The organism is Streptomyces sp. H39-C1 (genome assembly GCF_027158125.1).
Taxonomy (GTDB): domain Bacteria; phylum Actinomycetota; class Actinomycetes; order Streptomycetales; family Streptomycetaceae; genus Actinacidiphila; species Actinacidiphila fildesensis.
The window spans coordinates 12,225-26,437 of the sequence record NZ_JAPVLS010000054.1; the positions used below are offsets into that span (position 1 = coordinate 12,225).

Genomic DNA, 14,213 nt, shown 5'->3' on the forward strand with positions numbered 1-14,213 from the left:
CCAGATCTACGACAAGCTCGTCTTCAGCAAGGTGCGAGACGCGCTCGGCGGCCGGGTGCGGCACGCGATCTCCGGCGGCTCGGCGATGGAGCGCCGGCTCGGGCTGTTCTTCAGCGGCGCGGGAGTGACGATCTACGAGGGCTACGGCCTCACCGAGACCACCGCCGCCGCCACCGCCAACCCGCCCGAGCAGACCCGCTTCGGCACGGTGGGCCAGCCGGTGCCGGGCACTACCGTGCACATCGCGGAGGACGGCGAGATCTGGCTGAGCGGCGGCCAGATCTTCCAGGGGTATCTGAACAACCCGCGGGCCACCTCCGAGGTGCTCGGCGACGGCTGGCTGGCGACCGGCGACATCGGCGCACTCGACGAGGAGGGCTATCTGACCATCACCGGCCGCAAGAAGGAGATCCTGGTCACCAGCGGCGGCAAGAGCGTCTCGCCGAGCGGTCTGGAGGACCGGGTTCGGTCCCATCCGCTGATCGCGCAGTGCGTGGCGGTCGGCAACAACCGGCCGTTCATCGCCGCGCTGGTGACACTCGACCCGGACGCCGTCGGACACTGGCTGACGATGCGCGGCAAGCCGCGGCTGCCGGACGAGGAACTGGTCCACGACCCGGATCTGGAGACCGAGATCCGGCGGGCGGTGGTCGCCGCCAACACCCTGGTCTCACAGGCCGAGTCGATCCGTACGTTCCGGATCCTGGCCGCCCAGTTCTCCGAGGAGCGCGGGCTGCTGACGCCGTCGCTAAAGCTGAAGCGCAAGGCGATCGAGAAGGCGTTCCCGGAGGAGATCGAGGCGCTCTACCGGGGCTGACGCCACCCGGACCGGGAACCGACCGGGAGCCGGTCGGAGAGCGGATCCACATCTGATGGATCGTCACATGATGTTGGATTATTCATTGACGGACCGTCAGGTCGACCGCAGAATGCAGGAACTCATCCGGCCCCGGAGGGATCCTGACGTGTCGCGACCGATCCGCTTCCTCGCCGCAGCCGCGGCCTCGCTGCTGCTCGCCACCGCCTGCAACTCCGCCTCCCCGCAGGACAAGGCCGGCGCGTCCGCCCGGGGTGTCACCGCTGACTCGATCACCGTCGGCGGCATCGTCTCCAAGACCTCGTCGAGCGGGTACAGCAAGGCCGACACCGATCTCGGGGCCAAGGCCCGCTTCCAGCGCGCCAACGACGAGGGCGGCGTCAACGGGCGGAAGATCGACTACCTGGGCGCGGAGGACGACGGGCAGGACCCCAGCCGCAACCTGGCCGCCGCCCGCAAGCTCGTCCAGCAGGACAAGGTCTTCTCGGTCGTGCCGATGAGCTCGGTCACCTTCTCCGGCGCCGACTTCCTGCAGCAGCAGAAGGTGCCGGTCTTCGGCTGGGGCACGCTGCCCGCCTTCTGCGGCCCCGCCACCACCTACGGCTTCAACGGCTGCCTGGTCCCGAGCCCCGGCGGCACCATCACCCAGTCCTGGCCCGAGAGCCTGGCCCAGGCGCTCGGCGGCGCCAAGGACCGGAGCGTGGCGCTGATCGCCGCCGACAGCGACGCGGGCAAGTTCGGCATCAGGACGTACACCCAGGGCTTCACGGCCGCCGGCTTCAAGGTCACGTACGCCAAGGCCTCGGTCCCGGCCGCCGCCGCGCCGAGCGACTGGTCCGCGTACACCGGGGAGATCCTGAAGAGCAACGGCGGCAAGGCGCCGAACGCGGTCGTCTCCGTGATGCAGACCCCGCAGAACATCGGCCTGTTCACCGCCCTCAAGCGGGCCGGGTTCCACGGCGCGCTCTCCGACCCGACCGACTACGACCCCGGGCTGCTCGCCAAGGCCACCACCGCGCAGGCGCTCGACGGCGTCTACGTCCTGGTGCAGTTCGAGCCCTTCGAGTCGACGAGCCCGGCCATCGCGCAGTTCCTCAAGGACGTCCGGAAGGTCGGCGGCGCGGATGTCCGCCCCAACCTCCATATGATGACCGGCTATCTGTCGGCCGACCTCTTCCTGGCCATCGCGAAGAAGACGGGCCGGGACCTGACCACCGCCACCTTCCAGAAGGCGGCCGACAGCTTCTCGGACACCGGCAGCCCGGCGGGCGAGCGGAGCTTCCCCAAGGGACACACCCAGGGCTTCGGCTGCGGCAGCCTGGTGCGGCTCAAGGGCGGGACGTACGAGGTCGCCGTGCCGTTCAAGTGCTACCCCGCCATCCCGTTCACGTAGGGGACAGGTGCTGGGCCTGCCCTGCACCCCCTCCTCAGGTAGTCACGTAGTGATGAACGACCGCGGAAGGCAGTGGCCATGGGAGACCTGCTGGGTTTCGTACTGAGCGGCCTGGTGTCGGGGGCGCTCTACGCGCTGCTGGCGACGGGACTCGTCCTGTCGTACTCCGCCTCGGGCCTGTTCAACTTCGCGCACGGCGCGACCGCGTACCTGTGCGCGCTGGGCTACTACGAACTGCACTCCGGTTTCGGCTGGCCGGCCGTCCCCGCGGCGCTGCTGCTGGTCGTGGTCGTCGCGCCGGCCACCGGCTGGGCGCTGGACCGGGCGATGTTCCGGAAGCTGGCGAAGGCCGGAGAGACCGCGCAGATCGTGGCGACCATCGGGCTGCTCGTCGCGCTGCCGGCGGCCGGGCTGTGGGCCGTGGAACTCCTGCGGGACGCGGGGGTCTCGGTACAGCCCGCCGAGAACCAGTTCGGACTGCCGGGCGTCGGGCCCAGTCCGGCGAGGTCCTGGCAGCTCATGGACGGGGTAGGCGTCGACTCCGACCAGCTGATCACCTGGATCACCACAGCGGTCGTCGCGCTCGGTCTGTGGGTGCTGCTCCGGCACACCACGCTCGGCCTGCGGCTGCGCGCGGCCGTCGACAACCGGTCGCTGACCGAGCTGCGCGGGATCAGCGCGGACCGGCTGTCGTCGATCGCCTGGATGCTGTCGTCGGCGCTGGCCGGACTCGCCGGGGTGCTCGCCACCCCGCTGCTCGGCCTGTCCGCGCACGACTACACGCTCTTCCTCTTCGTGTCCGCGACGGCCGCCGTCCTCGGCCGCTTCGCGTCGGTCCCGCTCGCCTTCGCCGGCGGCCTCGCGCTCGGCGTCCTGCAGAACCTTGCCGCCGGATACGCCTCCTTCGCGGACCGGATCACCGGATTCCGCACCGCCGTTCCGTTCTTCCTGCTCTTCGCGGGACTGCTGCTGATGGCCCGCCGGCAGCGCGCGGCGGGCACGGCCGCGGCGGACGTCACCACCCCCGACTATCTGGCGGGGGCGTCCTGGGCGCGGCGCTGGGGGCCCTGGGCGGCGGCCGCCGCGCTGCTCGCCCTCGCCTTCTACACCGTCACCACCCCGTTCTGGAGCGGTCTGCTGACCCAAGGGCTGGCGATCTCCCTGGTGTTCGTCTCGTTCACGCTGGTCACCGGGCTCGGCGCGATGGTGAGTCTCGCGCAGGCGACGTTCGTGACCGGCGCCGCGCTGGTGGCCGGGCTGCTGATGAGCCACGGCTGGCCGTTCGTCGCGGCGGCGGCCGTCGGGACCTGTGTCGCGGCGGTGCTCGGCGCGCTGGTGGCGCTGCCCGCGCTGCGGCTGGGCGGCCGGAGCCTCGCGCTCGCCACCCTCGCGCTGGCCTTCCTCGCCGACCAGGTGCTGTTCCAGCTGGGCCGGCTGCGCAACGGCGACGCGGGCTGGTCGGTCCCGCGCCCCGTCCTGGGCCCGGTCGACCTCGCCGACGACCGGGCGATGGGCGTCGCCCTGATCGTGCTGCTGTCGGCGGTCGTCGCGGCGCTCAGCGCGCTGCGCGGCTCGGCGACCGGCCGCGCGATCCTCGCGGTACGGTCGGCGCCCGCCGCCGCCATGGCGTCCGGGATCTCGGTGGTCCGCACGAAGCTGGTGCTCTTCGCCCTGTCCGCGGGGCTCGCCGGCTTCGGCGGCGTCATGTACGCCTCCTACAACACCCGCATCACCGCGACGGACTTCACCGCGCTGACCGGTCTGGTCTGGCTGGCGGTGGTCGTCGCCGCCGGGTTGCGGAGACCGCAGTTCGCGGTGGTCGCCGGGCTGGTCTTCGCGATCGTCCCGCATCTCTTCCAGACCTACGTCACCGACTCCGCGCACCTGCCGGTCATCCTCTTCGGCCTGGCCGGACTCGCCCTCGCCAACGACCCCGACGGCTACTGCGCGGCGGTCTCCGTGCGGCTGCGCAGACGGCGGGCGGAGGGAGCGGCACGGATCGAGCGGACCACGGCAGACCTTCCCTCGCCCACACCGCGCCGTCCGCTCGCAGCGGCCCCCGCCACCTCCCGGCCGCCCGCGCTCGAACTGCGCGGCGTGCACGCGGGATACGACGGGGCCTCCGTCCTGCACGGGGTGGACCTGACCGTCCGGCCCGGTGAGATCCTGGCGCTGCTGGGTCCCAACGGGGCGGGCAAGAGCACCGTCTGCCGGGTCGCCGCCGGGATCCTCCAACCCGCGCACGGCACCGTACTGACGCACGGCAGGGACGGCACCCGCGAGGGTCCGGTGCGGCGCTCCCGCGACGGAGTCCTGCTCGCGCCCGAGGGCCGCGGGATCTTCCCCGCGCTGACCATCGAGGAGAACCTGACGCTGTATCTGCCCGGCCGGACCGCGCGCGGGCAGGTCTACGAACGCTTCCCGCAGCTCGCGGCGCGGCGCGGGGTCCTCGCCGGGTCGCTGTCGGGCGGCGAGCAGCAGATGCTGGCGCTGGCCCCGCTGCTGCAGCGGCCGCCGAAGGTCCTGATCGCCGACGAACCCTCGCTGGGGCTCGCCCCGCGCGTCGTCGACGAGGTCTTCGCCGTACTCACCGAACTGCGCGCTGCGGGCACCGCGCTGCTGCTCGTCGAGGAGAAGGCGGCGGAGGTGCTGGGTCTCGCCGACACCGTCGCGTATCTGTCGTCCGGCCGGGTGTCGTGGTGCGGCCCGCGCGCGGAGGTGGAGACGGACCGGCTGACCGAGGCGTACCTCGGCATCGCGGCCCCGGCGGGCACCGGGCCGGGCGGAAGGACCGATGTGGACGTCGACGGGGAGGTGGCCGGCCGTGACCGGTGAGGTGCTGCGGGCGGACGGCATCGGCGTGCGGTTCGGCGGCGTCCGCGCCCTGGACGGGGTCGGCCTCGGCGTTCGCGCGGGCGAGGTGTGCGGGCTGATCGGCCCGAACGGCGCGGGGAAGACCACGTTCTTCGACGCCGTGTCCGGCATCCGCCGCCCCGACGAGGGCCGGGTGCTGCTGGACGGCCGGGACATCACCGGCCGCTCCCCGGTCTGGCGCGCCCGGCACGGGCTGCGCCGCACGTTCCAGCGCCAGCAGCTGTTCGGGCAGCTCACGGTCACCGACAATCTCGTCGTCGCCCAGGAGTGGGACGGCGGCGGAGGGGGTCTCGCGGCCGATCTGGTGTCGGCGCCGTCCCGGCGGTCGCGGGAACGGACCCGCCGGTCCCGGGCCGAGCAGGTGCTGCGCCAGTGCGGTCTGTACGACCTGCGGTCGGTGTACGCGGGAACGCTCCCGGTGGGCCAGGCCCGGATGGTCGAGGTCGCCCGCGCGCTGGCGGACCCGCCCCGGGTCCTGCTGCTGGACGAGCCCGCCTCGGGGATGTCGGGCGCGGAGCGCGAGCAGCTGGCCGATGTCGTACGGCGGCTCGCCGGGCAGGAGGGGTGCGCGGTGCTGCTCGTCGAGCACAATGTGGCCTTCGTGATGGAGCTGTGCGCCCGGGTCGTCGTCCTGGATCTCGGCACGGTGCTCGCGCAGGGCAGCCCCGCTCAGGTGAGGGCCGATCCGGCGGTACGGGACGCCTATCTGGGGACGACCGCCTGACCGGCGGGTCCGCAGGTGGCTCCGGCGATCCCGGCAACGTTTACGGAGAACGGGAATGGAGGTCCGGAGGACATGGTTGGACCAGGAACCCCCATGAACGTCAACGTTAGGATCGCCGCTCGTGAGCAGCAAGGTCCCCTTCATCACCCTCAACAACGGCGTCCGGATGCCGCAGCTCGGTTTCGGTGTCTGGCAGGTGCCGGACGACGAGGCCACGGCCGCTGTCACCACCGCGCTGGAGGCCGGGTACCGCAGCATCGACACCGCCGCGATCTACGGCAACGAGGAGGGCACCGGTAGGGCGATCGCCACCTCCGGTGTGCCGCGCGAAGAACTCTTCATCACGACGAAGCTGTGGAACAACGCGCACGGATTCGACCAGGCCCTGGCGGCCTTCGACGACTCGCTGGCCAAGCTGGGCCTCGACTACGTCGACCTCTACCTGATCCACTGGCCGACGCCGGCCCGCGATCTGTACGCCGACACGTGGCGCGCCCTGGAGAAGATCCAGGCGGACGGTCGCGCCAGGACCATTGGCGTCTCCAACTTCGGCCCCGCGCAGCTGCGCCGCGTCCTGGACGAGGGTTCGATCGTCCCGGCCGTCAACCAGGTCGAGCTGCACCCGGACTTCGCCCAGGCCCCGCTGCGCGCCGTCCATGCCGAGCACGGCATCGCCACCGAGGCGTGGTCGCCGCTCGGCCAGGGCAAGGGTCTGCTGGACGAACCGGTGATCGGCACGATCGCGCAGCGGCTCGGCCGCACCCCGGCCCAGGTCGTGCTGCGCTGGCACCTGCAGATCGGCAATGTCGTGATCCCCAAGTCCGTGACGCCGTCCCGGATCAAGGAGAACATCGACGTGTTCGACTTCGAGCTGACCGACGCCGACATGGCGGCCCTCGCCGGTCTCGACGCGGGCAACCGCATCGGCCCGGACCCCGAGACGGTCAACTGACCGCATGCTCCGATGGCCGCACCCGTTCGGGTGCCGCCATCGTCATGTCCGGTTCAGGTGCAGGAGCGGGGGCTACAGCGTGAACGTCTCTCCCGCCCGATAGGACCGGACGGTCGTCGCCTCACCCGCGCGCACCAGGTGGACGCGCCCGAGGCCGGAGACCGCGCAGCGCGCGCCGTCCACCGTGAGCAGCGTGTTCTCGTCGATGGCGACGCCCACCGCGACATCGCCGCGGGCCACCGTCTCGACGAGGCGGGCCAGCGTTCCCCACTGGGCCGCGTGGGCCTCGACGGTGCACCGCACGAGGCCGAGCCCGGGCCGCAGGGTGATCTCGTCGAGGTCCTCGGCGGTCTCCTCCGGGCAGACCGGGATCCCGTCCGAGAGCCAGCCGCCGACCAGCGCCAGGTCCGCGGCGACGGCCGCGCCCGCCGAGAATCCCGCGTACGGGACCGAGCCCAGCAGGCCGGCGTGCGCGGCGACGACGTCGCCGTAGGCGGGGGTCAGGCCGCCGCAGACCAGCACCGCGGCCGCCCCGTCCAGCGCGGCGGGGTCCAGCTCGCCGCCGGGCGGCACGAGGACGGGGTAGGGCCGGCAGGGCGCCACGTCCCGCAGCACCGCCTCGTACCGGCCGAAGTCGGCCGCCCCGACGCCCTCGTCGATCAGCAGACAGGCCACCACCGGGTCGGGGCCCGCCGCGGCGAGGAAGGGCCCGTACACCAGGGGCGCGGCCGCTTCGTCCCAGCCGCCGCCGATCAGATACGTCTCCATCCGGCCGAGTCTGCCGCCCCGGCCGCCGTACCGCACCACATTTCACGGCCGGGACGGCCGGCGTGGCCCGGCGGTGGGCTTCACACCATCCGGAAGACCGGGCCCTTCGGGGTGAACGGGAGCACCGCACCGCGCGGTACCAGGTACGCGTGTTCGCGGCGCGGGCGCAGCACGTCGCACTCGGCGTCGGTGATGATCAGGACGGGCGCGGTCGGCGGGAAGTCGTCCGCGCGGTGCAGGAGGTCCAGGGCGGGCTGGAGCACGGTGCCGCCGCGCCCGTGGATCCGGACCCGGCCGGCGATGTCCGCGACCGGGACGTACCCCGCGTCGTGCGCCGCCGCGTCGCACATGATGACGCGGGCGGCGGGCACGTCGCGGGCCGCGGCGTACGAGGCGATGGCGCCCAGCGCCTTGCCGATCAGCGTGCTGCTCATCGATCCCGAGGTGTCGAGGACGACTCCGAAGGTGCAGCGGGCCACCTCCTCGGGCGGGAAGTACCGCCCGGCGCGCGGGATGTCGGGGGTGGAGGACTGGCGGCGGGAGGGGCGGGCGTAGGAGCGGACCGGTTCGGGACGGGGGACGTACTCGTCGAACCAGCGGGCGAGTTGGGCGTCCCAGGCCAGCGGCGGGTGGCTGAGCGCGTTGATCTCCTCCACGAGCCCGGCCGGGAGCAGCCCGCGTTCGCGCGTCGAGTGCAGGTCGAAGCCGGTCATCAGCCCGCGGCGGTAGAACTCGTCGAGGTCGACCCACTCCGCCGGCCGGGCGGGCCGGGGCAGCGGCTCACCGAGGATGTCGCCCTTGCCCTTGCCGCGCAGCGTCGCCAGCCGCCGCATCCGGCGCAGGTCGGTGGCGATCCGGTCGTAGACCTCCTCGGCGGACAGGCCCTGGAGTTCGGGATCGTGCAGCAGCCCGGCGGGCATCTCGCCGACGTCCATCTCGATCAGCCAGGCGTTGATGACGTAGTCGGCGGCGACGTTGAACAGGTACGGGTCACGGCCGCCGCAGCGCTCGCCGTGCCGCAGGGCGGCGTGCAGCATCTCGTGGCCGAGGATGAAGCGCCATTCCTCGTCCGTGTGGCGGAGCAGCGGGTTGATGTAGATCTCGGCCGCTTCCGGGCTGACCGCGGCGATGGAGATGCCGTGCGCACGGGCGAGTTCGGCGTCCGCGACCAGCGTCATGCCCGCGGCGATCCCGCCCAGCAGCGGGTACGAGGAGACGAACCAGTTGAGCGCGCGCTCCCAGGGCCGCTGCTCCACCCGGGCCCCGGTGAGGGTGTCGCGACGGCCGCCCGCCATGTCCATCGCGGCCGACACCGTACGGGTCAGGGCGTGGGCGAGGGCGTTGCTCCAGTCCGGCGGGGAGCCGCGCCAGGAGATCCACTCGGTGAGCAGCTGGTCGGGCTCGCCGGGGCCCGCGGTGCCGCAGTCGGCGTAGGCGGGCGGAATGCCGTCCCGGCGGAAGCGCTCGGCAAGCTTGTCCTCGTCGCCGTCCGGCCAGCTGCGCGGCAGGTGTTCCGGCGCTTCCCCGACGGGCATCGCGGCCAGGAAGCGGTTGACGACGACACAGCGCGCGGCGAGGTCGAAGGCGTCGGGCTGCTCGCGCGGCCCGGCCGCGGCGGGCACATGGCCGAAGCCGAGGTGCAGCAGGCAGTGCGCGAGCGCCCAGGCCCAGGCGCCCGGCTCGGCACGGCGGTACGGGTGGGCGTGGACCGTGCCGTTGGAGCTGACCACGGCCAGGCCGCGCTCCGGACGGTGCTCGCAGGCGGGCAGCCGGCAGAACGACACGTCGAGGGCGGACAGCGCGGGATGCGCGGAGACGATCGCGCACCCCTTCAGGTACGCCGCGTCGGCCAGTTCCCGCTGCTTGTCGGGGCGCTTGGCACGGGCCTTCACCGGCGCGCCTCGACCAGCCGCGGCATGTCGCGGGCGGCCTCGACGAGGAACCAGGCGGGCAGCACGGGATTGCCGTCCATGTCGTCGGCGATGACGGTCTGGGCGACCTCGACGGAGATCTCCGCGAGCTGCACGAGCAGCGCCTTGGAGCGGTAGGCGGTCTGCCGGACGGCCTCGGAGGCGTGCTCCTTGCGGTCCGGCAGCTCCTTGGCGAGCCGGCCGCGGAACGCGTCGGCGAGGTAGTAGAGCAGATCGCGGTCCTCGAGACGGCGCGGCCAGGGGGCGTCGCCCTTGATGATCGCGTCGATGCCGTAGGCGTTGCGGACGATCTTCGCGTAGCCGCAGAAGGAGACGGCGTGCGCGGGGGTGAGCGTCCCGTGCGTGATGACCTTGAGGGTGTCCTCGTCGAGCGTCGGGCCGAACGAGTGCAGCGCATCGGAGAGCATGTGCCACGAGCGCGGGGTGGAGAACGCCTCCTCGGTCTTCGGCGCCTTCGACCAGAGGTGGTCGGGCCGGTCGGTGAGGTACTCCGTCACCCACGGGTGGATGCCGTTCTCGCCCGCCCACACCAGCCAGTCCTTCGCGGAGGCCTGCAGGTGGACGTGGGTGAGGCGGTTGATGAGCGCGGACGCGATGGGGCGGGCGAGCGCGTTGTCGGTGGACCGGTTGCCCGCGCCGATGACGATGGAGCCCGCGGGCAGCTCGTAGGAGCCGATCCGGCGGTCCAGGATCAGCGAGTAGAACGCCTTCTGGACGTCGGGCGTCGCGGCGTTGAGCTCGTCCAGGAACAGGCAGTACGGCTCGTCGCGCGCGATGGCCTCGGGCGGGCAGAAGCGCGTCCGCCCGTCGTGGATCTGCGGCACGCCGATCAGGTCCTCCGGGGCCAGCTGGGTGCCCAGCAGCGAGACACACTCCAGGCCGAGCGATTCGGCGAAGGCCCTGACCAGCGAGGACTTGCCGATCCCGGGCGCACCCCAGAGGAACACCGGACGCACGGTGGCCAGCCCGAGCAGCAGCTCGGGTATACGGGTGGGCGTGACGGTGATGGCGGACTGCACGGTGCGGGCTCTCCGGGGAGGTGAGTGGAGCGGCGGGGTGATTGGTTACCCAGCGTGACGGTGAACGAGGGTCCGCACAACTGGTTTTCCCGCCGCCGCACCCACTCCTCCTTCGGAGGGGCGCCGCCGGCTACACGTCGCCCGCGACCAGCGGGTAGTGGTCGGAGTAGTCGGTGTACGAGTACGTGGTGCCCCAACTGGAGACCGACCACTTCGGCGAGTGCTCGTCGACGACGCGGTTGTTCCAGTGGGCCGGCCGGGCGTGGCCGTTGCGCAGCAGCGCGTGGTCCAGTCGCTGGGCCGGGTCGTTCGGGTAGCGGTCCCGGGCGACGGAGTTGGTGACGGGGTCGAAGCTGTTCGCGGGGCCCGGGTTGGCGTCGGGAGCGGCGGCGTCGAGGTCCGCGAGCAGGCCCGCGTAGTCGCTGCCGTGCGCGTCGATGTTGAGGTCGCCGGCGATGATGACGGGTTCGGCGGCGGGGATGTTGCGGGCGTCGAGGAAGGCGTCGATCTCCTGGTCCTGGCCGTGCCGGATGCTCGCGGCCTCGCCGGAGCCGCAGGAGGAGTCGTCGGCCTGGGTGTGGGTGCCGACGATGTGCACGCGGGTGCCGTTCACGTTCAGGACGACGTACACGAAGCCCTTGTTGGAGTAGTAATCGGCGCCGCAGCCGTCCGCGTAGACATGCTGCACCTTCTCCAGGATCGGCCACTTGCTGACGACGGCGACGCCGCCGTCCTCCGGCGTCCAGGAGCTGTACGCGCCCTCGGTGCGGTCCCAGCCGCTGGTGGAGCGGCCGAGCACGGGCGTCTGGTACGGGTAGCGGCCCTTGACGTTGCCGAGCAGCCGGTCGGAGGCGGCGTTGTCGAACGCCTCCTGGAATATGACGACATCGGCGTTCTGCGTGTAGCCCGCGTTCGCGATCAGGTCGGCGCGCTGCAACTGCCCCCAGTTCGGGTACAGGTTGCGCGACAGCATCATCACATTGCTGGTCACGAGCTTGATCTGGGGGACCTGCGGGCTCTGCGCCGTGCGCGCCGCGTCCGCCGTGCCGGCGGGGGACGCGACGGCGGGCGTGGTGGCGGCGGAACCGAGCAGGAGCACGAAGGCACAGGCGGTGGCGGCTCGGGCAAGTCTCACGGAACACTCCCGGTGAACGTGGGTGGAGAAGCAGCGGAAGCCTAGGCGGACATGGTTACCGAAGGGTAGATACGTGCGGACATCCGGTCTACGATCTGCCCCCAGATGTCAATCTGACGGAGGATCAGTGACCGCCAAGCCGCCCCATGCCGCCGCCGTACTGGCCGGTGCCATCGCCCTCACCGTCGTCGGATCCACCGCGTCGGCCGCCTCCCCCGGCGGCTGGACCGAGACCGGCACCTCGTACACCGGTTCCCTGACCGGCGGCGAGGGCGTGGCCAGCCGCGCCGACGGCTCGCTGCTCTACCGGGGTCTCGGCTCGATCCCGATCGCCCTGCGCATCAAGGGGTGGAACCACGTCGGCGACCCGGACATCGCCCAGGGCCATGTCTTCGACGCCTACCAGGGCGGGGACGGCGCGACGTCGAAGATGTACGCCGTCACCACTCCCGGCGGGCAGCGCTACGAGTACGTGCACCAACTCGACGCCGGAGAGGCGCTGAACAACTCGTTCGCCGCCGTCTCCCCCGACGCGCAGTGGCTGGTCTCCGGCGAATGGGGCACGCAGAACCGCCTCCAGGTCTTCCCCGCGCCGCTGCTCAACCCGGCCACCCCGCGCACCGGCGGCGCGCTCCCGCAGGCCGGGCAGATCACCCTGAGCCGCGCGGTCGACAACATCCAGGGCTGCGACTTCGTCTCCGGCACCCGCCTGGTGTGCGTCTCCGACGACGACGCCAAGGACCTGGTGCAGGTCGACCTCCCGCGCGCGCTGGACGGCACCGCGGTCACCGGCCAGGTGACGACGCTGCTCCAGCTGCCGAAGCGCAGCATCTGCTCCGGCACCTTCGAGTCCGAGGGCATCGACTTCGACCCGCGCACCGGCACGCTGCGCGCGGAGGTCGTCCAGCCGGGCATCTGCATGGTCTCCACGTCGGTGTACTCCTACTCCCCCACCCCGTAGGAGCGGCCGGCACCACGGTCCTGTTCATCCCCCCACCTCGTAGGAGGCAGTTCATGCGTCTCATGCGTCGCAGATCGACCGTGCTCCTGTCCGTACTCGGCGCCCTGGCCCTGCTGTTCGGCGCGGCACCCGCGTCGATGGGCGCCCAGCCCGCCGGCCCGCCCGCGCACCATCCGGTGATCTTCGTGCACGGCTACAACGCCGACCCCGGGGTGTGGGGCGGCATGATCGCCGACTTCAAGGCCGCCGGGTACTCCGACAACGAGCTGTTCAGCTGGGGCTACGACACCCACCAGTCGGTCAACGAGGTACTGGCGGGCCGCTTCACCGACTACGTCAACAGCGTGCTGAGCAGCACCGGCGCGTCGAAGGTCGACCTGGTCGCGCACTCCTTCGGCAGCCTGACCACCCGCTGGTACGTCAAGTTCCGCGGCGGCACGGCCACCGTCGACCACTGGGTCTCCCTCGGCGGCCCGAACCACGGCACCTACACCTCGTGGGCCTGTGTGATCTGGGACCAGGCGTGCCGCGACATGTCGCCCGGCTCGTACGTGCAGAACCAGCTGGCGGCGGGCGACGAGACGCCGGGTGCCGTCAAGTACGCGACGTTCTGGTCGGAGTGCGACGAGGTCATCAACCCGGACAGCAGCGTCGCGCTCAGTGGCGCCGTCAACACGGACGCCGGGTGCCTGAAGCACAATGACCTGCTCGGGGACGACGGGGTATCGCAGGGAGTACGCGATTTCCTCGCCGGCTGATGACTCCCCGTAGGCTGCCCGTGTGCTGAACTACGACGTAGAAGCCGAACGGTACGACGCGACCCGCGGAGGCGTCCCCCGGGCGGAAGCCGCGGCCCGTGCCGTGCTCCAACTGGTGCCGGACCGGGCCCGCACCCTGCTCGATGTGGGGTGCGGGACCGGCCTGGTGACCGAGCGGCTCGCCCGACCGGGGCTGCGGGTCCTGGGCGTCGACGCGTCGGCCGGTATGGCGTCGGTGGCCGCCGGCCGGGTCGGCCCCGCCGTGGTGCTCGGCGACAGCCGGCGGCTGCCGTTCGCCACCGGGTCCGTGGACGCGGTGTGCGCCATCTGGCTGCTGCATCTGCTGCCGGACGCGGCGGAGGTCGTCGCCGAGTGCGCGCGGGTGCTGCGGCCCGGCGGGGTGTTCCTCACCACCGTCGACAAGGACCTGGCACACGGGGTGGACAGCGACATCGACGCGCTGCTCGCCCCGCACCTCATCCCGGACGCCTACGACGAGGCCGCGGCCGTCGTCGGCTGGGCGGCCGGCCACGGGCTGCGCCCCGGCGCGGAGACCTCCTTCACCGGCCACGGCCAGGGCCGGTCCCCGGCGCTGACGGTCGAGAAGATCCGCGCCGGATACTTCGCCTCCGCCCTGGAGTTCAGCCCGCGCCAGGCCCAGGGCGTCATCGAGGGCCTGGGCGCACTGCCGGGCCAGCACACCCCGCGCCCCGACCCCGTCTACCGGCTGCTCACCCTGGGCAAGGAGGCCTGACGACCTCTTCCGCGCGGGCGGTCCGTCGGGTCCTGGAGCGGGGCCGGTCCGGCGGGGCCCGGGGCGGGGCCGGTCCGGCGGGTCCTGTGGCGGCGAATCCTGGGCGGGCGGGCTCCGAAGTCCGCCC

12 protein-coding genes are annotated in these 14,213 nt (G+C 72.3%); 8 read left to right on the forward strand and 4 right to left on the reverse strand.

Features of this window, described 5'->3' with window-relative positions; translation table 11 throughout:
• From O3W51_RS30120 to O3W51_RS30140, 5 genes are all read left to right on the forward strand, one after another.
• A partial coding sequence (locus tag O3W51_RS30120; RefSeq protein ID WP_269287781.1) for an AMP-dependent synthetase/ligase occupies positions 1–817 on the forward strand: 817 nt, incomplete at its 5' end.
• Between the two features lie 148 nt (positions 818–965).
• On the forward strand, positions 966–2,210 hold the full coding sequence (locus tag O3W51_RS30125) for an ABC transporter substrate-binding protein (RefSeq protein WP_138355718.1): 1,245 nt from the start codon (positions 966–968) through the stop codon (positions 2,208–2,210).
• 78 nt (positions 2,211–2,288) lie between these two features.
• Entirely contained in the window at positions 2,289–5,045 is a 2,757-nt protein-coding gene (locus O3W51_RS30130) for an ABC transporter permease subunit (protein ID WP_138355717.1), read from the forward strand.
• Complete coding sequence (locus O3W51_RS30135; RefSeq protein WP_244809509.1) at positions 5,035–5,808, forward strand: ABC transporter ATP-binding protein; 774 nt, start codon at positions 5,035–5,037, stop codon at positions 5,806–5,808. Before O3W51_RS30130 ends, O3W51_RS30135 begins: the two co-directional genes overlap by 11 nt.
• A gap of 166 nt (positions 5,809–5,974) precedes the next feature.
• Positions 5,975–6,760 carry an aldo/keto reductase gene (locus O3W51_RS30140; RefSeq protein WP_138355769.1) on the forward strand — a complete coding sequence of 262 codons (786 nt, stop codon included), beginning with the start codon at positions 5,975–5,977 and terminating at the stop codon, positions 6,758–6,760.
• Between the two features lie 72 nt (positions 6,761–6,832).
• Here the strand turns inward: O3W51_RS30140 and O3W51_RS30145 are convergent, their stop codons facing one another.
• The 4 genes from O3W51_RS30145 to sph form a co-directional block, all read right to left on the reverse strand.
• The gene (locus O3W51_RS30145) at positions 6,833–7,528 is read right to left on the reverse strand and encodes a hypothetical protein (protein ID WP_138355715.1); all 696 of its coding nucleotides are present in this window, start codon (positions 7,526–7,528) and stop codon (positions 6,833–6,835) included.
• Between the two features lie 80 nt (positions 7,529–7,608).
• Positions 7,609–9,420 carry a vWA domain-containing protein gene (locus tag O3W51_RS30150; protein WP_198358126.1) on the reverse strand — a complete coding sequence of 604 codons (1,812 nt, stop codon included), beginning with the start codon at positions 9,418–9,420 and terminating at the stop codon, positions 7,609–7,611.
• Positions 9,417–10,478 carry an ATP-binding protein gene (locus tag O3W51_RS30155; protein WP_138355713.1) on the reverse strand — a complete coding sequence of 354 codons (1,062 nt, stop codon included), beginning with the start codon at positions 10,476–10,478 and terminating at the stop codon, positions 9,417–9,419. Before O3W51_RS30155 ends, O3W51_RS30150 begins: the two co-directional genes overlap by 4 nt.
• Positions 10,479–10,608: 130 nt before the next feature.
• Entirely contained in the window at positions 10,609–11,613 is a 1,005-nt protein-coding gene (sph, locus tag O3W51_RS30160; protein WP_138355712.1) for a sphingomyelin phosphodiesterase, read from the reverse strand.
• Positions 11,614–11,740: 127 nt separating this feature from the next.
• Here sph and O3W51_RS30165 point away from each other — a divergent pair, with 127 nt between their 5' ends.
• Genes O3W51_RS30165 through O3W51_RS30175 form a run of 3 tightly spaced genes read left to right on the forward strand, consistent with a single transcriptional unit; the run spans position 11,741 to position 14,086 of the window.
• On the forward strand, positions 11,741–12,574 hold the full coding sequence (locus O3W51_RS30165; protein WP_244809507.1) for a hypothetical protein: 834 nt from the start codon (positions 11,741–11,743) through the stop codon (positions 12,572–12,574).
• A 53-nt stretch (positions 12,575–12,627) separates the two neighbouring features.
• On the forward strand, positions 12,628–13,332 hold the full coding sequence (locus O3W51_RS30170; RefSeq protein WP_187145068.1) for an esterase/lipase family protein: 705 nt from the start codon (positions 12,628–12,630) through the stop codon (positions 13,330–13,332).
• A gap of 22 nt (positions 13,333–13,354) precedes the next feature.
• Positions 13,355–14,086, forward strand: coding sequence for a class I SAM-dependent methyltransferase (locus tag O3W51_RS30175; RefSeq protein ID WP_164295609.1), 732 nt, complete (start codon positions 13,355–13,357; stop codon positions 14,084–14,086).
• The last annotated feature ends 127 nt before the right edge of the window (positions 14,087–14,213 follow it).

Excerpts from the sequence above, each read along its gene's own strand:
- O3W51_RS30170 (WP_187145068.1), top strand. The coding sequence starts at position 12,628 with ATGCGTCTCATGCGTCGCAGATCGACCGTGCTCCTGTCCGTACTCGGC.
- O3W51_RS30145 (WP_138355715.1), bottom strand. The coding sequence starts at position 7,528 with ATGGAGACGTATCTGATCGGCGGCGGCTGGGACGAAGCGGCCGCGCCC.
- O3W51_RS30140 (WP_138355769.1), top strand. The coding sequence starts at position 5,975 with ATGCCGCAGCTCGGTTTCGGTGTCTGGCAGGTGCCGGACGACGAGGCC.
- O3W51_RS30130 (WP_138355717.1), top strand. The coding sequence starts at position 2,289 with ATGGGAGACCTGCTGGGTTTCGTACTGAGCGGCCTGGTGTCGGGGGCG.